At 56.2% G+C, this 17968-nt stretch carries 15 protein-coding genes and 1 pseudogene; 7 read left to right on the top strand and 9 right to left on the bottom strand.

Annotation, left to right across the window (positions count from 1 at the left end):
- The first annotated feature begins 23 nt into the window (after nucleotides 1-23).
- From AC0JZ4_RS22770 to AC0JZ4_RS22760, 3 genes and pseudogenes are all read left to right on the top strand, one after another.
- Entirely contained in the window at nucleotides 24-1049 is a 1026-nt protein-coding gene (locus tag AC0JZ4_RS22770; RefSeq protein ID WP_471888744.1) for a c-type cytochrome, read from the top strand.
- 122 nt (nucleotides 1050-1171) lie between these two features.
- Nucleotides 1172-2173, top strand: coding sequence for an IS30 family transposase (locus AC0JZ4_RS22765; protein WP_471888743.1), 1002 nt, complete (start codon nucleotides 1172-1174; stop codon nucleotides 2171-2173).
- 48 nt (nucleotides 2174-2221) lie between these two features.
- Nucleotides 2222-2541, top strand: a pseudogene (locus AC0JZ4_RS22760) (integrase core domain-containing protein); the annotation flags it as partial.
- Nucleotides 2542-2610: 69 nt separating this feature from the next.
- On the opposite strand, the gene AC0JZ4_RS22755 reads toward AC0JZ4_RS22760, so the two are convergent.
- From AC0JZ4_RS22755 to AC0JZ4_RS22725, 7 genes are all read right to left on the bottom strand, one after another.
- Nucleotides 2611-3441, bottom strand: a complete 831-nt coding sequence (locus AC0JZ4_RS22755) for a transporter substrate-binding domain-containing protein (RefSeq protein ID WP_471888742.1) — start codon at nucleotides 3439-3441, stop codon at nucleotides 2611-2613.
- Nucleotides 3442-3476: 35 nt separating this feature from the next.
- A complete protein-coding gene (alr, locus tag AC0JZ4_RS22750; RefSeq protein ID WP_471888741.1) occupies nucleotides 3477-4625 on the bottom strand; it encodes an alanine racemase in 1149 nt (382 codons plus the stop codon).
- Entirely contained in the window at nucleotides 4622-5377 is a 756-nt protein-coding gene (locus AC0JZ4_RS22745) for an ABC transporter permease (RefSeq protein ID WP_471888740.1), read from the bottom strand. Before AC0JZ4_RS22745 ends, alr begins: the two co-directional genes overlap by 4 nt.
- Nucleotides 5378-5387: 10 nt before the next feature.
- Complete coding sequence (locus tag AC0JZ4_RS22740) at nucleotides 5388-6065, bottom strand: ABC transporter permease (protein ID WP_471888739.1); 678 nt, start codon at nucleotides 6063-6065, stop codon at nucleotides 5388-5390.
- Nucleotides 6062-6883 carry an amino acid ABC transporter ATP-binding protein gene (locus AC0JZ4_RS22735; RefSeq protein WP_471888738.1) on the bottom strand — a complete coding sequence of 274 codons (822 nt, stop codon included), beginning with the start codon at nucleotides 6881-6883 and terminating at the stop codon, nucleotides 6062-6064. Before AC0JZ4_RS22735 ends, AC0JZ4_RS22740 begins: the two co-directional genes overlap by 4 nt.
- A gap of 88 nt (nucleotides 6884-6971) precedes the next feature.
- Nucleotides 6972-7868: a helix-turn-helix domain-containing protein gene (locus AC0JZ4_RS22730; protein WP_471888737.1), complete on the bottom strand. Its 897-nt coding sequence runs from the start codon at nucleotides 7866-7868 to the stop codon at nucleotides 6972-6974.
- Nucleotides 7865-8374 (bottom strand): helix-turn-helix domain-containing protein, encoded by a 510-nt coding sequence (locus AC0JZ4_RS22725; RefSeq protein ID WP_471888736.1) that lies wholly within the window; start codon nucleotides 8372-8374, stop codon nucleotides 7865-7867. Before AC0JZ4_RS22725 ends, AC0JZ4_RS22730 begins: the two co-directional genes overlap by 4 nt.
- Nucleotides 8375-8948: 574 nt before the next feature.
- Here AC0JZ4_RS22725 and AC0JZ4_RS22720 point away from each other — a divergent pair.
- Entirely contained in the window at nucleotides 8949-10073 is a 1125-nt protein-coding gene (locus AC0JZ4_RS22720; RefSeq protein WP_471888735.1) for an acyltransferase family protein, read from the top strand.
- A 183-nt stretch (nucleotides 10074-10256) separates the two neighbouring features.
- Here AC0JZ4_RS22720 and AC0JZ4_RS22715 read toward each other — a convergent pair whose 3' ends face one another.
- Together AC0JZ4_RS22715 and AC0JZ4_RS22710 are read right to left on the bottom strand one after the other, a co-directional pair.
- Complete coding sequence (locus AC0JZ4_RS22715; RefSeq protein ID WP_471888734.1) at nucleotides 10257-11693, bottom strand: oligosaccharide flippase family protein; 1437 nt, start codon at nucleotides 11691-11693, stop codon at nucleotides 10257-10259.
- A gap of 109 nt (nucleotides 11694-11802) precedes the next feature.
- Complete coding sequence (locus AC0JZ4_RS22710) at nucleotides 11803-13779, bottom strand: hydrolase (protein WP_471888733.1); 1977 nt, start codon at nucleotides 13777-13779, stop codon at nucleotides 11803-11805.
- Nucleotides 13780-14017: 238 nt separating this feature from the next.
- Here AC0JZ4_RS22710 and AC0JZ4_RS22705 point away from each other — a divergent pair, with 238 nt between their 5' ends.
- Genes AC0JZ4_RS22705 through AC0JZ4_RS22695 form a run of 3 tightly spaced genes read left to right on the top strand, consistent with a single transcriptional unit; the run spans nucleotide 14018 to nucleotide 17633 of the window.
- Complete coding sequence (locus AC0JZ4_RS22705; protein ID WP_471888732.1) at nucleotides 14018-15343, top strand: NAD(P)-binding protein; 1326 nt, start codon at nucleotides 14018-14020, stop codon at nucleotides 15341-15343.
- A 40-nt stretch (nucleotides 15344-15383) separates the two neighbouring features.
- Nucleotides 15384-16457, top strand: coding sequence for a glycosyltransferase (locus AC0JZ4_RS22700; protein WP_471888731.1), 1074 nt, complete (start codon nucleotides 15384-15386; stop codon nucleotides 16455-16457).
- Nucleotides 16458-16487: 30 nt separating this feature from the next.
- Nucleotides 16488-17633, top strand: a complete 1146-nt coding sequence (locus tag AC0JZ4_RS22695) for an acyltransferase family protein (protein ID WP_471888730.1) — start codon at nucleotides 16488-16490, stop codon at nucleotides 17631-17633.
- Nucleotides 17634-17968: the final 335 nt, after the last annotated feature.

The raw sequence follows: 17968 nt of genomic DNA, 5'->3' as shown, positions 1-17968 counted from the left end.
CCATTCGCTGGAAACACCTGATCGTGCTTGCCATCCTTGCGCCCCTGTTCGGGCTTGCCATCGGTTGGTCCGGCTTGATGAGCGTACGCGCCTCGACCGGCCACTGGGCCGCCACGGACTGGTTTCTGCATTGGGTGATGCGCAAATCCGTCTCTGCCCGAACGGTGGCAGCCGACGATGTCCCGCCACTCGACGATCCGGCGCTCCTGCCGGGCGCTGCCGGCCATTTCGAAACCGGCTGTGCAATCTGCCACGGCTCGCCCGCGCAACCGCGACCTGATTCCGTGCTTGCCATGCTGCCTCCGCCGCCGGACCTGAAGACTGTGGTGCCGGAATGGTCGGACGCCGAACTCTTCGAGATCGTCAAGCATGGCGTACGTTTTACCGGCATGCCGGCATGGCCCGTCCAGTCTCGCGATGACGAGGTCTGGTCGATGGTGGCCTTCCTCCGCAATCTGCCGGAAATGGACGCGCAAGCCTACATCAAGGCATCCGGCCTGCACGGTGTCGGTCATGCAGGCGAGGTTTCGCCTTTGCCGATCACCTGTGAAAGCTGCCATGCAGAAGCCAAACTGAGTGACGAAAGCTACATTCCGAGGCTTGCCGGACAGTCGGAAACGTATCTTATTAACGCGCTGAAAGCCTATGCGGACAGGGAACGTCCAAGCGGCGTCATGCAGGTCGCTGTCGGCACATTGTCCGATGAAGCGCTGCCCGAACTGGCAGCCTATTACGCCAATCAGACACCCATTGCGCGCGCGGATACCCATCGCGATCCCGCCCTGATGGAAAGAGGGCGAGTTCTTGCGGAGCAAGGCCGTCCAGCCGCCAGGATCCCCGCATGCCTAAGTTGTCATGACAAAACGGGGGGCAATGTGTCTTACCCGAAACTATCCGGTCAAAACGGCGCTTATCTGCGACAGCAGTTGAAGCTTTTTCAGGCAGATACCCGTGGAGGATCATCCTTCGCACATCTGATGACTCCCGCCGTCAAAGAATTGAAGCCTGAGGATATCGACGCGCTCGCAGCGTATTTCAGCCAGCGATAAAGCGGCGACAACACACATGTTCCATAATGTGTATTATGCGATCTTTGTTTGTAGCCGGGTACATTCTATTTCCAAGTGCGACATGCCAGTAATTTCAATGGCTTCACTTTGGAGATTTTTGCATGGCCGGATGCTACACGCAATTGACCCTCGCCGATCGCCGCCTCCTTCACCGTCTGGTTGATCAGAAAGTCACCGTCAACGAAATGGCCCGGCGGCTGGGACGCCATCGTTCAACCATCTATCGTGAAATCCGTCGCAACACCTTCCATGACAATGAACTGCCCGAGTACACTGGCTACTTTGGTACGATCGCTGATGAACTGAGGCGCGAGCGGCGGCGGCGTCTGCGCAAGCTTCGGCGCCATCCAGATCTTCGTGCCGAAGTTATTCGTCAGTTGGAGGCCCGGTGGTCACCCGAACAGATCGCCGGGCGTCTGGTATCGGAGAGATTGAGCCTTGTCCGTGTCTGCGCCGAGACCATTTACCGGTTTATCTACAGCAAGGAAGATTATCAGCTCGGTCTCTATCACTATCTACCGGAAGCACGCCGCAAACGTCGGCCACTGCGGTCAAGAAAGCCTCGCGACGGTGCATTCCCGGCAAGCCACCGCATTTCGCTAAGGCCTGATTTCATTGGAAATAGATCACGGTTTGGGCACTGGGAGGGTGACCTTATCATCTTCGAGCGACCGTTTGGCCATGCAAATGTGACGTCCCTCGTCGAACGCAAAAGCCGCTACACTGTGCTGATCAAGAACCCGAGCCGGCATTCGCGACCAATCATGGACAAGATCGTACGGGCATTCTCCCGCCTGCCCGCCTTTGCACGTCAGAGCTTCACGTTTGATCGCGGCACAGAGTTTGCGGCATTCCGGGCTTTGGAAGATGGTATCGGTGCACGAAGCTGGTTCTGTGATCCAAGCGCGCCCTGGCAGAAAGGCGCCGTCGAAAACGCCAACAAGCGCATCCGCCGCTTTTTGCCGTCGAACACCGACCTCAGCCAGATGTCGCAAGCAACCCTGAACCAAGTCGCACGCATCCTCAACGACCAACCCAGAAAGTGCCTTGGATACCGGACACCAGCCGAAGCATTTATGGCCCATTTGCAGGAGGAGGCCTGATCCCCTACCCTCAAAAATAGGCATGATGCACTTGGGGTAGGATGTCCAAACCGCGGATCGCAATATGTGTCCATTCGCTATTCCGAACGGCTGGCGGAAGCGTGCATCGAGCCGTCTGTCGGGAGTGTCGGCGACTCCTATTGCACGCTCTCGCCGACACGATCAATGGTCTTTACAAGTCCGAGGTCATCCATCGGCGAGGGCCGTGGCGGAACTTTGAAGCCGTGGAGTTCGCCACTTTGGAATGGGTCGACTGGTTCAACAACCGGCGCCTTCTGGAGCCCATCGGCAACATACCGCCAGCCGAAGCCGAAGAACGATATTACGCCCGCCATGAAGGACGCACCGGCCGTGGCCGCATAACTTAAACGAAATGGCCTACGGCAAACCCGGCGCGGTTCATGTCTGCCGTAGCAGAGCCCTCGAAGTATTTTGCGTCACTCCGGCGTAACGTCGGCACCAAACCAGCGGAAACCAAGTTTCTTGAGCGTTCCGTCTCCACTTATCGAGTCAAGTGCTTCATTCAGCACTTCAACGAGACGCGAATTCTCTTTTTGCACTCCGATCCCGACGCCGGGCCCGAACCCACCTCCGGAAATGCCTGGACCGTATAACTCAACCGTGCGGCCACCGTCGCTTTCAAGCAACGCTTGCCACGCGGAATAGTCAGCAATTCCGGCGTCTACCCGGCCGGCGGCTAGATCCAGGTTCAAGTTGTCCTGCGTGTCATATGTTCTGACCTCGACGGTTGCACCCAGAAACTCCCGGACAAACAGCTCGGCATTCGTTGAGCCCTGCACTCCGATGATTTTGCCCTGGAGGTTCTTTTTCACGATTTGCAGCGGTCCGGCTTCAATGCCCGCCGGATCCGAGAGATTTACTTTATCACCGTGAGCCAGGGCCGGAATGCCAGTAACCTTGGAGATAACGAAATAGTTCGACGTCAAGGCATATGGCTCGGAGAAAGCGATGACCTCTTTCCTCTTCTCAGTGATGGACATTCCGGCCATGATCGCATCGTATTTGCCGACATTGAGCGCAGGGATAATTCCATCCCAGGCCTGGGTCACGAATTCGCAGTCAGCATTGGCTCGTTCGCACAATGCCTTGCCAACATCGATGTCGAAACCAACAACATGACCGGAGGGATCGACGGAATTCCAGGGTGGAAACGCCCCTTCAGTAGCTATCTTAAGCTTCAGACGCTCCTCGGCGTGAGCTGCGATAGAGAAAAGCGTTATCGCGACGATCGTCAGTGCTTTCAGCATTATGCTCATAAAGATTCCCCTTCTAGTTGTGATGCTCAGGTGCATATGCGCGGGATATGATCCCGAAGTCCCGCATAGAGGCCGATCGGGTCAGTTCCCCAACTCGCGATGAGTTCTTCGTGCGTGATGGAGTCTTCGCCCTGGCAACCCAATAGCTTGACCTCGTCGCCGAAGCAGGCCTCTGGCACGTCTGTCAAATCGACACGTATATGCTCCAGATGGGCTGGCGGCAGCAGGGCTACTCTTTTACCTCGGACGAGAGCGGCGGCGCCTTGCGGCAAGATGCGGGGCAAGCCATCACCCCATCCCATGGCGATGACGCCGATTCTCATCCCGGCTGTTATCCCCAAGTGCTCGGCAATCGGATCCAAAGACGCATCGATACGCTTCACGCTAACCAGTCGCGTGGTGATGCTTTTCAGCGCTGGCTTGAAAAACATCCGACGCACATGACCGTCGCCTGGCGCTATACCGAACAGGAGCGCGCCTGGATCAACCGCATCAAAATCCATTTCTGTATGGTTGAGAACGCCGTCGGTGCTCGACATCATCGCTAGAAGTGGCCGCGGCGACAGTGACCTGGCCATACTGACAATCGCAATCATCCGCTCGAATTGTGCGTGGGCATCCTCCGGCCCGGCCCCTGGCAGCTCGCTCAGATGGGCGTAAACGCCTCGAACCTCAAGCCGATTGTCAGTCAGGGCGGCTAACAGAAGTGGGCGCACCCCTGCCGGCGTCGCACCGGCACGGAGAAAGCCCAGGTCCGCCTTGATGAAGGCTTTTACCGTGTGCAAATGCGCGCGCCATTGCTGCAGCTCGTCCCGTGAAGAGATGCTGATCGTCAAATCGAGCGCCGCGATTATCGGAGCATGGTCGGTGCCTGCTCCTGGATAGAGCAGGATAGGAAGTGACACGCCGCGCTGACGGATCGCAATCGCATCCGCGATCGACGCGACGGCGAACGCGTCGGCCCCCTCGCCCGCCAATTTTTTGGCGACCGGCCCCGCACCGCATCCATAAGCATTACGCTTGAGGCATGCATAGATCGAGACTGTCGGCGGCAACTGCTTGCGGAGCTGGCGATAGTTGTGTGCGATGGCGTCGAGATCGATCTCGTAAAAGCTTGTGTAGCCTTGGGCATAGTTTCCGACGGGCGCAGGCTGGGGGAGAGGAGAGATACTCATTGGTTGGTCTCCGTACGAAGGGCGGCGGCATGGAGTGATCTGCGCGCGATTTTTCTCGGTGACCGTACAGGCCGCTCCCGATGCTTGGTCCCGCCAACTTCTAGTGCGCGGAAGGCCTGCGTCAGCAGCACTGCCATGACAAGATAGATGATGGCGGCGGCGATGAAGACTTCATAGGGCGCGAACGTCTGGGCCACGATCTTTCGCGCCGTGCCCGTCAGTTCCATGATCGTGATGGTACTGGCAAGCGAGCTCGCCTTGAGCATCATGATGACTTCATTGCCATAAGCGGGGAGCACGAGGCGTAGAGCGGAGGGCAGGACAATCCGCCTCATCCTCAACGCATAGGACATGCCGAGCGCCTGAGCCGCCTCAATTTCGCCCGCCGGAACCGCCCGGATCCCACCGCGCAGGATCTCAGTCGAGTAGGCTGCATGGTTCAATGAGAATACGATCAACGCGCACCAGAACGGCTCCCTCAGGACATGCCATGCGACGCCCGAGCGCACCCAGTCAATCTGGCTCGCTCCGTAGTAGAGCAGGAACAGCTGTACCAGGAGCGGGGTCCCGCGGAATAGGAAGGTGTAAAAAAGAACCGGGAGGGATAGCACCGCGTATGAAGATGCTCGCATCATTCCCAATGGAATGGCCATGAGCGCACCGAAGACGACCGAGCCGAGTGTCAGGGCGGCAGTGAGCACCATGCCATTTGCCAGAAGCGGTAAAACGTCCAGAATAAGGGAAATGTTCATGTGAAGATCCTCACCTAACGAGCCGAATGCCGCGGGTCACGCGCTGCTCGATGAGTGACAGTGCAACCAATGAGACCGACGTAAACAGCAGATAGATGCATGCGGCTGCGCTATAGAATGTCAGGGGATCATGGCTCACGCCTGCTGCGATATGCGTCTTGCGCATCAGATCTTCGAGACCCACCACCGAGACCAATGCCGTGTCCTTGAGCAAAGTCAGCCACAGGTTCCCAAGCCCCGGCAGAGCGATACGCCACATTTGGGGAAGGATGACAAAGCGCCAAATGCAGAATTTTGAAAGGCCGAGAGCGGAAGCAGCCTCAAGCTGCCCCCTAGGGACCGCGCTGATTGCCGCCCGGAACACTTCGGTCGCAAAAGCACCGAAGACAATCGTCAGCGAGAAGACTCCGGCGGCGAACGCGTTGACCTCGACGTAGCGCCCGAACAACGCACTCAAGGCGACGGTCCCGCCGAAATAGAGGATCAGAATGATCAGAAGTTCGGGAATGCCGCGAATGACAGTGGTATAGATCGACGCAAGCCGGACAAGTGGTGAAATCCGGCTGACCTTTGCGATCGCACCAGCCAGGCCAACGCCAATGCCGAGTACGAGACTTGTCAGTCCGGTCTGCAGTGTCGTCGCTGCTCCGCTGGCGATCTGAAGCGAGAAATCCTGCAACATGCTCATCGCACTGATCCTTGATGGGCAGACAGGAAGTGTTTGAGGTGCGAGGACGCAGGGTGACCGAAGACTCGCTCCGGGGGCCCGAGTTCCTCCACCCTTCCCTGATGAAAGAACGCTACACGGTCGGACACATTACGAGCAAAGCCGAGTTCATGCGTGACGACCAGCATCGTATGCCCTTGATCCGCCAGTCTACGGATGACTTTCAAGACATCACCGACCAGTTCCGGATCAAGCGCCGACGTCGGTTCGTCGAAGAGGAGGATGTCCGGCTCCATGACAAGGGCGCGCGCGATTGCGACACGCTGCTGCTGGCCGCCCGACAGATGGAGCGGGTAAGCGTCGCGATGGGCTGCCAACCCGACCTCTTCGAGCCGAACCATTGCGCGGTCCCGCGCATCGTCCCTGGTCAGACCGAGAACATGGACGGGCGCCTCGACGAGATTGTCGATCACCGTCTTGTGGGGCCAGAGGTTGAAACTCTGGAAGACCATCCCGAGTGACTGGCGCAAGGCATTCACCCGACGGCGGCTGATGGCGACCTTCTCCGCCGATATGCATTTTCCGGCGACCCAGATTTCGCCAAAGGACGGCGTTTCAAGGAAATTCAGGCAGCGCAGAAACGTGCTCTTGCCTGATCCGCTTCCACCAAGAATGGAAAGGACTTCGCCGTGCCCGACCGATAGCGAAATACCCTTGAGCACATCGACCGGGCCGAAGCGCTTTTTGAGATCAACAACACGAAGCGCCGCGGTATCGTCGCGTGTTTCTGCTCGGTCCACGCCAGTTGTCGAACAGATATGTGTCGAATGGATATTCATGCACCCCTCATCGTTTTGATGATGGTGCGACATGGTGGAGCTTCTTGCTTGCGCTTGTTTGCCCCGGTTGCGAAATCATATCAGCAAATCAAAGAGTGGAGCGAATAGCCCAGCGTTCCCGGTAGGCCGTGGGCGTGGTGCCAACGATACGGCGGAACGTATTGGAAAAGTGGCTTGAATTGCCGAACCCGCAGTTCAGCGCTATTTCGGTGAGGGGCAGCTTCGTGTCGCGCAGACAAAGCTGTGCCCGCTCTATTCTGCGGCGAATGACGAAGGTATGAGGCGGGCACCCGACCGACTGGCGAAACGCCCGGCAAAGATGCGGCACACTCAAACCGATCTCCTGCGCCATTTGCGCCAGGCTCAACTCGGCGCCAATATCCGCATCGATGCGTTCGATAATCCGGCTGAGCTTCGAGGCGGATAGCCCGCCCTTGTGAAGCGTGCGCACTCTTTGGGTCCTTCGCATCAGTTGGGCAAAGATTGTCGTCATATACCCATCGACGAACATGCCGCCAAAAGCGCTGCCCTGATCAACCTCCGCCCCAATTGCGCGCGCAGCATGCAGGATGATGTCATCCTCGAAGCCGAGATCCGGCCCGACGGAGGAAACCATATCCTCGCTCGCATGTCCTTTGCCGACGAAAGCAGGATCGATGGAGATGGAAAGATAGGCGGCGCGCGACGCGCCGACCTCCCAGCCGCGCCACGCGCAGCCAGCGGGGATGAATAGAAGCGCCCCCGGCTTGCGCCGGCTGAACTCGGCACGCCGGCCGTCCAGCCAATACTGTCCCTCTTCGCTATCGCCCTTGAGATTGAGCAGCAGCAGATGTTGCTTGGACACGATGGCGGTTTCTTCCTTTTGCAAGCCGGTACGCTCTACGATCTGCGCCTGGATGAAGCCCCAATCGCGGGTTCGTCTCGACACCGTTTGGCAAATTCCCTCCTTGAAGGCTGGGCGATGCGTCATCACCGCGTTGGTCATCGGTCGCCCTCCCCGTCAATGGAAAGAGCGGATGATGGCGCACCACGCGGTTCGCGGGTCTTGCAGATATCGTCGCCCAGGCCCGACACGAAGGACGTCAGGCGCTGACGCAAATGTGGCGGCAGAACGAGATAGGCATTGGTGAGCCGCTGACCTTCGGCACTTGCGGCAAAAGCCACATGATCGTCCGGTGGCGCCGGAAAGTGGCCTATGCCGCTGTCATTGCCGGGCAAGCCCTCGTAAAATCGGCTGACAGGAACATTGAAGAAGCGACCGATTTCAAAAAGCATTGAGGCGCTGATACGGTTCTTCGCCTTTTCGTATTTCTGCAATTGCTGGACACTGATGCCCAGCCCCGCGGCAAGCGCCTGCTGCGTGATGCGGGCCTGCAGGCGCATGAACGCGATTTGCCGTCCCACATGGCGGTCGGCGTGATGAGGCGCTTCCGCTGTGTACTTTGGTGGATGAGAATGCTGTGCGAACTGCTGAACCTTGCGGTGCTGCATCTTGCGCTCCCCGTCGAGAGAGTTATTCGCGGTCCGTCCCCGCGAGAACTCACTAAACCTCCGAATGATCGGGGAGTTGGAAACTGTCCGAGACAGTCCTATGGCCTTTAGTTCCGAGGAACCTGGACATACGCCACAGGCTCCCCGACCCGAAAGGTCAGAGAGGATGATGCTGTATCGACCAGCATCAGTCGCTCGGAGGGGTTTCCACACCCCAAGGCAGCACGTACTGCCTCAACTCGAAAATAGCGCATGGTGGCGATGACCGCCAGCGCGATTGTGACAAAAAACCGATCAAATCTCGTGATTTAGCGGATGCCTGGATAGAGCCTCGCTCACGGCGAACTCCAGAGCTCGCCGCCGGCTGGTCATCTCGCGACCCCTTCCGACACGTGAAATACTCTTTTCCTGATAGAAAACCATCCGTTCTTAGGCGCAGCCTCGAGCAGGCAATACTACATTAGGAAATACGTTATTATTATTCATCACTTAATCGTTGCAGATTTAATAAATACACATATCGTATTGTTGCACTCGTCCATTCATTAGCTCACCATTAGGAGAGACATCAACAATGAATGCCATCTTTCAGTACAATCAATCCGGCGCTTCGCAAGGTTCAAGGCCTTACATATATTTAGATGGCGTGAGGGGCGTTGCAGCTATAGCCGTTGTACTATGCCATTTTGCTTCCCGAACGGACCTTAGCGGCCTGTTCGCGCATGGCTACCTCGCAGTTGATTTCTTCTTTGTTCTTAGCGGGTTCGTTCTGGCCTATGCCTATCATAACCGGCTGCGCGAAGGCGCGATTGGATTGGGAGGCCTATTCCTGCTTCGTGCGATCCGGCTGCTCCCCCTGGTTGCTCTAGGAACATTGATAGCCGTTGCAATCGAGACCCAGCGCCCGGGTATCGTAGACCAAGGTCTGCATTGGCGCGAAATTATTGCTGCGTTCGTAATGGGTACGCTTCTTTTGCCGATCTGGTGGACGACAACCCTTGAGATGCTGCTTTTCCCATTAAACCTTCCCGTCTGGTCATTGTTCTTTGAGGCTGTGGCCAATGGCGTGGCTGCCCCGATGGCACAGCGGCGCAATATGCTCATACCTGCAGCGTTGTTTATTACCTTGAGCGCTGGAGTGTTGATCTGGGTGGGTGTGACATTTCATACACTCGATGTCGGATATTCCATCAGGACTTTCTGGTACGGGTTCGCCCGCGTATTTTTCTCGTTCTTCGCCGGTGCACTGATTTACTTCAGCGGCATTAGGCTCCGTCGGATACCACCGTATATTTCGGCAATGCTCTTTGCTTCCATTCTGGCGGTTCCGCGCCTCGACGGTGTGCTCAATGGCGTTTTCGACCTGATTGCAGTGCTGATCGCCTTCCCATTGATTGTGGCGCATGTCGCATCATTCAGGCCTGCGAGCGGCTCTTGCGGCTTGTGCACACTGGCCGGAGAGCTGTCATACCCAATCTACGCGCTGCACTACCCAATCGTACGAGCTATCGGCGTGATGATCCGAAACCTTGAAACTGGCATGGTCGTACAATTACTGCTGGTGATACTTGGTACAATCCTAATCGTTGTCGTCTCCTGGTTCGCCTATAGGTTCTATGATGCACCCTTGAGATCGTATCTCACACGGCTTCTTGCCGCACGGACAAGACGTCCTTCCGTCCCAGCGAGAGAGCAATAGACTTGGCTCAACCCCAATTTTAACAAATAACTGGGAAGACATTTTGGTTGTCGAACTTTGTACGCCGCACTGTGCGACGGATCACTTAATGCCGAGCTGCGGAGACATTACCGTCATGCACAAAGGTTGGGTTGCCAGGAGATCAGAGCCTATGCTCGCGCTTCCGGGTCACTGGATCAGAATTCAGCGACCAAGCAGTTGAAAACGACCATTCTTCCAGGACGGACGGATCCCTAGCGCCGTCAATACAGCGACATACGTCAATGAGCCGGCTGCGGAGACGATTAGCAGCTCCACGATTGCCTGCACCTCATATGGGGCCAATTGCCCCCGAAGAGTTTCCACAACCGTGATCATGCCGACAATCGCGACGCCAATTCTCCACAAATTCTTTAACTGGGCAAATATGCCAATGTCCAGGGTTCGGCGAGCCGCATCCAGATAGAAGTACCCCATGACAATGGCCAGGCTTACACGCCCCCAACTCGCGCCTAAGGCGGAGCCAAAATACACGCCGAAACTAATAAGAAGGAGCCGGAATAAGAGGTCGATGACGTTGAGCCGAAACGTGATTTGCACACGGTCAAGGGCCAGACTGACAGAGTTCAGCACCTGATAATACGGAACCGGCAGCACCGAAATTGCCAGAAGAGCCAGAAGCGGAGCTGCCTCGTTCCATTTTGGCCCGAGCAGCAACGTCGTGGCCAGATCGGCAGTCAAGGAAATCCCGACACACAGAGGTGCCGAGACAAGCATGACCAGCTGCACTGCCTTGAGGAAGGCGTGACGCACCCGATCCGGCTCGGAAATTATCTTTGAAAAAGCGGACATGGCCGCTTGCATGGCCGGTCCGATCAGGGTCTGCGTAGGAAATACGGCGACGTCGCTTGCCACCGCATATCTGCCGAAAATTTCACGGCTCGTCATTCCGCCAACAATGAGGCGATCGAACTGCCAGTTCAGAGCTGCCACGAGCTGAGCAAGGCTGAACCACCCAATGAAGCTGGAGAAGCTCGAGACCTTCTTAAGTGAGAGTGCGGGTCGGTAAGGCGCCAGGATGTATGATGAGAGGGTAGAAGCGATCGAGACGACCACGAAGTTCGCGATGATTGCCCAGTATTCTCCGCCAGAAAGCACAACGAGAAACACGATTACCGTTGCGCACACCTTGCTCGAGAGCTCCAGTATGAACGTCTTGTGGAAGCCGAGCTCCCTCGCGTAATTCACCATGGCTGGGCTGGCGAGCCCTCGACTGACGGGACCCAAGGAGAGCACGATCAGCAGCGGCAGCAAGATCGGCTCCTGGCTGATGAGAGAATAGGGCCATGATATAACAAGGACCAAAGCGCCCACGATCAGCCCGCGAACCAGTCCTATGGTGAAACCGGTATCGAGATCGCCCTTGTCTATCGTTGGTAGTCGGACAAGAGCCTGCGTCACCGGCACCTCGAGCACCATGTCGACGACTGCAACCAATGAGATCGCAAGCGCAGCGATACCAAAATCTGCAGGCGTTAGCATGCGTGCGAGTACAAGCAGCGTGAAGAAGTCGATCGCACGACCAAGTACACGCGAGAAGATCAGCCAGCTCGCACCTTTGAGTGCCTTAGCCGTCAGCATCTGAATTCCTGCAGGGGGTAAATACCACTCGACCGCAAACAATCGCGCGCCGCGGCAGCCTCATATCGACGGGCTTTGCCTGCACGCGCCGACAACGTGAAGCCGTCTCTCATCGTATCGATTCTCGCGTTCGCGATCGCTTCGTCGTTATTCCACGGACGAAATGCGCGACTTCAAGCGCGGGCAGAAGTGCAGATTTCAGCATGGGGAAATCGCGCGCGATCGCGCCTTCCCGCCATAGCTGTGACTTGACGGACTGCAGCCTTTTTCTAAAGCCATTCTTGCCGTCCACATGCAGCACATGGACAAAATCCTGGCGACCGAAATCTACCGAGCGCGCGCCAACGCCCAGTGCCTGCATGTCGGCAAGATCAGGATTGGTGATAGCCTGCTTCAGCCGCGGCCAAGCTCGCTCGCAGTCACGAAGGATACTGACACCGGTTTCGACACGATCAATATATTCCAGTACGCCGGTCAAAAGAGGGTTTCCTTCCGCGGCGTTGAACTCTCCAAATGCGGTGATACCGGCATTGCTTACCGTTCCCCCGTGCTCGCTCCTGGTGAACCGACGAACCGATGGGATCTTCGGCTCAAAAAGACTTTCGATTATTTGCCAATAGCGGAGTATCACGGTCTCGACCTTCATTGGATCGTACGCGTTCGCCTCTACCAGAAGACCACTTACCCTTGGAAAGTGATCTTCGCTCAGGCCTTTATAATTGCAGCGTGCGAGCTGGATTGTCTCAAACCGCCGCTCTTTTACGCCTTTTTCCAGAAGTCTCTGGGTGCTTCCATAAAGCCCTGTATCGCATAGGATAATTCGCCTCGCATCGCCTGCGATCTCGTTGAGATGCTGCTTGAAGAGCTCATTCTGCTCATGGACGTCTGCGAGAATTTGCCGACCCTCGGCGGTCTGGAACATGCTGAAGCAGGTACCCGGCTCGAAACGCTGCTCCCAGGCGCCGCTCAATATGTAGGGCTTGCTGCCCAAGGCCTGCGCCACGTCCGCAAAACTCGAATTGGCAAACTCCCGGCCGAGCTCGTCCAAGACGGCCGGGCTTTGTTCGATAAGAGCGGACCTAGCGGCAATCAAACGCGATATCAAGACGTTTTCACGACGGTTGGCCAGTGGAAGCGCCAACTTCGCCATGAGCCGTTCGAAGGCCTCCCTGATCCCAATACCGCCTCTAGCGCAGAAAAGAAGCACGGCATCGTCTTGCGCCTGCGACGCGTAAAGCCAGATATTGAGGCAAAACTGGGCGACGATAGGCCCGAATATTTCTCGAGCGAAGGCAGTCGGATCCTCGAGTTGCGGTATTTTGGATGCAGGGGCAACGGCACCGCGCTGCAATCTTCGCATTGCTTCAGTTCCGGCACCGTCCGCCCGCGTTGCCCAGCGCGCCAGGTCACCTTTGGGGAGATGGAGCGCATGAAGGCCCATGCGTCGGGGAACGGTGTAATCTGCGATACGGTCATCGCCGATATGCAGAACCTCTGTGCTGGCGATACCCTCACTTTGAAGCATCTTATCGAAGAGCCCCCCAAAACGCTTTGTCTCAGCCAGCTCGGCACTCGAGTATATCCGGTCGATCAGTCCGGGCCCGTGAAAATGGCCGATCAGCTCCCGAAGGCTGCTTTCAGACAACGCGGTATCCGAAACTGCGACGACGCGAACACCCTGGCCACGCAGTGCGCGCAGTTGCGATGCCAAACGGCGATTTGCAGTCAGGCACGATTTTTCTATCTCAAGTTCGATCGCAGCCCGACGCTCGATAAAGTCTTGCGGAAGCCCGAGTATCGCCAACTGTCTAGCGACGATATCTTCGAACTTCACTTCACCTGATCCCTCCGCGAGATTGAGGGCTCGGTAGGCGAAAGTTTCTGCTCGCTGCCTTGTTTTGATAAGATGCTCCACCTCGACATGCAGGCCGCGTGTCTGGAGATCCTTTGCGAAACGCTTCTCGCCCGTAACCAATCTGGAGCGTTGCGAGACCGGCAACCTCAAAAGCAAAGTGTCGAAGACATCGGTGGAGACAACCTTGATTCCACGAAGCGAACCAAGAAGATCGTTGAGCCCTTGTTGCATCAGCGGATCCCTGCGATGTTGCCGCATAGCAGAATTCAGGCGCTATATGAAACGGCGATGACGGTCACATCAGAAATATCGTTTAGTTCTGCCATGCATTACAGATTTTGAACATAGGGTAGAGTATGTCTCCCGCATGTGTCCATACAGGCATTAATATTATTTATTCCCTATCGACACATTTAGTAAACGTATGTAGCGTATTTGCACATTTAACAGCGTGCAGCTGGGGGCGGCAATGAATAGCGCGCTTGATATAAGTATATCTCCCGATGGAAACGAGCTCTTCGATGTTGTCGTTCTTGGAGCCGGCATATCCGGATTGGTCACTGCGTCTATATTAAGCGGTCAAGGCTTGCGCGTTGCGGTCGTCGACGAGTATGGCCATGTCGGCGGCAACCACATCGATCGATCAAGCCCTGAAGGATACACGTTCGATGTCGGCAGCCTCATCTTCCAGGATGACTCGCCGTTGCTGCGACACTTCCCAGAAATCCTGCCGAATTACGTGCCAATCAAGCCGACATGGGGTCGATTAAACCCACAGCGAAAGATCACCAAGTATCCGATTTCAATCCGCGATGATATTGTCGCCGCGGGTTTTTTCGGGATGGCCCGCATGGTGGGTTCACTTCTCTACGCGCGCGCATTCCAGTCCAAAATGGAGAATGCGCGGGACTTTGCACGCTACTGGGTCGGAGCGCACCTTCTGCGACGTTCCGGACTTGAGACGTATATGCGCCGGTTCTACGGCATTGAACCCGAGTTTATCGACCTGGACCTTGCTCAAAAGCGCATGTTGTGGATCGCAGAATCCGCTTCCATCATGAAGGTCTTAAAGCGCACGCTGAGACGTCGGCGCGCGACAGGCCCCAAGAATAGGCAGTTGGCCAGACCGCGTGAAGGCTTTGCAGCTCTCTACCATCCAGCTGTCAAGCGGCTGCAAGAATGCGGCGTGACATTCATTCTGTCGGCATCACCTCGCAGCATTCACAAATCCACACAGGGTTTTGAGGTTACGCTCGCGGATCGGTCACTCACAGCCGGGCGTATCGTCTCGACCATTCCTATCGCGGTTGCCCAGAGGCTCTGTGGACTTTTGCCCAACTCGCAGCTGCGCACTATTACACTGATAACGCTTTACTTCAGTTTTTCCGGAGACCGCGGCTTTCATCAGTCCATTATCTACAATTTTTCGTATGATGGATGCTGGAAGCGGCTCACCGTATATTCCGATTTCTACGGTAGGGCAGCCGACCGAGAGTATTTTGCGGTCGAAGTTGTCGCCGGCGGTGTTGATCAACCGGATACGGCTGAAGCCGACTTTCGGCAGCATTGCCAAGTGAACCGGTTGTTCCTTGGTGACCTCCGGCTTGAAGGCAGTCACATACTGACCAACGCCTACCCCATCTATAGCAAGGGCGCCTCTCAGGATGCAGCAGCCGCGATGGCAGGGCTTAACGAGCTTGGGGTAGAAACACTCGGGCGTCAGGGGGGCTTTAACTATCAGCCAACCGCACGCGTTTCGACACTTGATGTCGAGGCCGGTCTGGGCACTCGCTGACGACGTCGTGCGATATTCAAGATAAAGGTGGACGGTAGATATGCGAATTCTGCACGCTCTCAATCACACACGGCGTCAAAACGGCAATGTGCATGCCGCCGTCGATCTCGCCTGTGCCCAAGCGCATGCGGGCCATACCGTATTCATGGCGAATGGCGGTGGTGATTTCGACCCGCTTTTGATCAAGAACGGCGTTACCCCTCTTGCATTCGACCCAAGCCGCAAAGTAACGAAATTGGCTGCTTCGATGATCGCTCTGCGACGGCACATCATGCTGCACAAGATTGATGTGGTACACGCGCACATGATGGCCAGTGCAGCGATTTCCTTTCCGGTCTGCAAGCTCTCCAGAACGCCTCTCGTTACGACCGTCCATAACGAATTTGAGAAAAGTGCAACCTTGATGGGGCTCGGGACCCGCGTCATCGCCGTCAGTGATGTCGTGGCGCAATCAATGCAGCGCAGAGGCGTTGCCGCCTCGAAACTCCGTGTCGTCTTGAATGGCACGATTGGGTCAAGCAGAGTTGCCGGACGCTCTAACCTTCCAATGGAATTGATCAGCCCCAGCATCCTGTTTGTGGGAGGCCTTCATCCGCGCAAGGGCCTCACTGACCTTTTCAGTGCCTTCGAAATCGTGCATGCCAGCCACAAGGCAGCCCATCTTTATATCGTGGGCAACGGTCCACATCGTGACGAATACCAGGCCCTGGTTTCATCGTTAAACTGCGCAGCCGCGGTCTCGTTCCTAGGGTCAATTCCGGACCCGTACCCCTATATGCTCGCCGCAGACATTTTCGTCCTACCGTCCTACGCGGATCCCGCACCTCTGGTCTTGTCCGAAGCGCGGGAGGCTGGCTGTGCAGTACTGGCGACTTCGGTGGACGGAATACCGCAGCTGCTGGAAAATGGTGAGGCCGGGATACTTGTCCCGCGCAGCGACCCGCAGGAACTGGCTAGGCGGCTCCTGCAATTATTGCAATCGCCCGAGGAAATTCTGGAGTGGAAGGCGCGCAGCCAGATCCGTATCGAGTATCTTTCGATAGATCGCGTGATGCGGGAGACGATGGAGGTCTATCTGTCCGCCATGCCGGCGGGAACCCGTGCCGTAAGTTGACCAGGCCGCCCGTACAATACCAGAGGCGTAATGAGACGTGAGCGGTTCGAGACATTGGACGGGTTGCGAGGCCTCGCCTGCCTTTCCGTCGTCATTTTTCACTTCTTCTCAGCGTTCGTCCCAGAGCTGATTTCCGAGCAGAGCCCAAACCGGCTCCGGATATCGGATACGCCAATCGGAATAGTATGTAATGGCGGCTTCGCGGTATCCGTATTTTTTGTCCTTTCCGGATTTGTTGTGTCAAACGCAGTTCGTACGGACAACCCGCCGATATTCATTCTGCTGGCGCTTTGCCGGCGTTACCTGCGCCTTGCCGTACCCAGCGCATTCAGTACGGCCATCGCGTTGCTGGCCTTGATGATGGCGCCAACGGTCGCGGTCCGACTTCAGGCGATACTGCAACACGCTTGGCTCACCTATGTGGTCACGCCACCTTTCCCAAGGCTAACTGATGCTCTTTTCGAGGGTGCCGTTGGTGTGTTTGGCAGCGGCAACTCGCTCATCAACAATGTCTTATGGACAATGAAAATCGAGCTGATTGGATCGTTTACAATTATTCTGATCTTCAGCCTCACGCGCGGCATACCCAAGATTGTCCTTTTATCGTCAATGGCTGGAGCGCTGATGATAGCCGGCCGACCGGAGTATGCGGCATTTATGCTTGGAGCACTGTTGTGCGAGTTTAATGGGCACACAAGAGATCCGGCATGGCCTATTGTCGCTACGTTCTTTGCGGTGGTTGTCGGCGCCTGGACGAAGGGTTTCGGAGATCGTATCGGACTGTCTTTGCCAGCGAGCATTGCCTTGGGTGAGCCGCATAAAATCTTGCACACGTTAGCAGCCGTCTCGATGGTGTATGCGGCGTTGACGTATGAGCCACTCATGAACCTATTGGCTGCCCGAATCCCACGTTTTCTAGGGCGCATATCCTTCGGTCTTTATCTGCTGCACGTGCCGTTAATCTATTCGGCTGTAGGTTACGTCTATCTTGAAAATGAGAGCACTAGCTTCAGCGCGCTAACTTCGCTTTTCGTGCTTTATCTAGCTTTATCCGTGACCGTAGCATACCTGTTCACGCGAATCGTTGACGAACCGGTAATAACCATTCTGCACAAATCCAACCAAATGTTATTGAACGCATATTCTCGCGGCTTTGGCCGGCGCTCTGTAGGGTAGGCTGATTCTCGAATAGTGTGAAAAAATCGGAGTCTTTGCTATCTCGCGTCAGCTTTCTAAGTGGTCGATAGACTAGTTTGCGATCGCGCCGGCGGTTGAACCGACCGCCGGACCAGCTTCCGTTCTAGGCAGTGTCCCTATAAACGGGGTTCATCTTGTTGACGGTGTGTGATTCATATGTGGAACGGCCCGGTTAGCAAGGTGTTTTCCTCGTAAGTCTCCATCGGACGGTGCATTCATATGTTCGGCCTGTTGATGCGGTATAGACCGCTGGCCACGATGAAGTCCGCAATGTCGATCGCCTAATCAATCTCACGCGCACTACGGCGCCCTGA

The sequence above is a fragment of the [Rhizobium] kunmingense genome (assembly GCF_977018605.1).
Note: the sequence above shows the minus strand (reverse complement) of the source record. Positions and strands in the feature narration are given on the sequence as shown.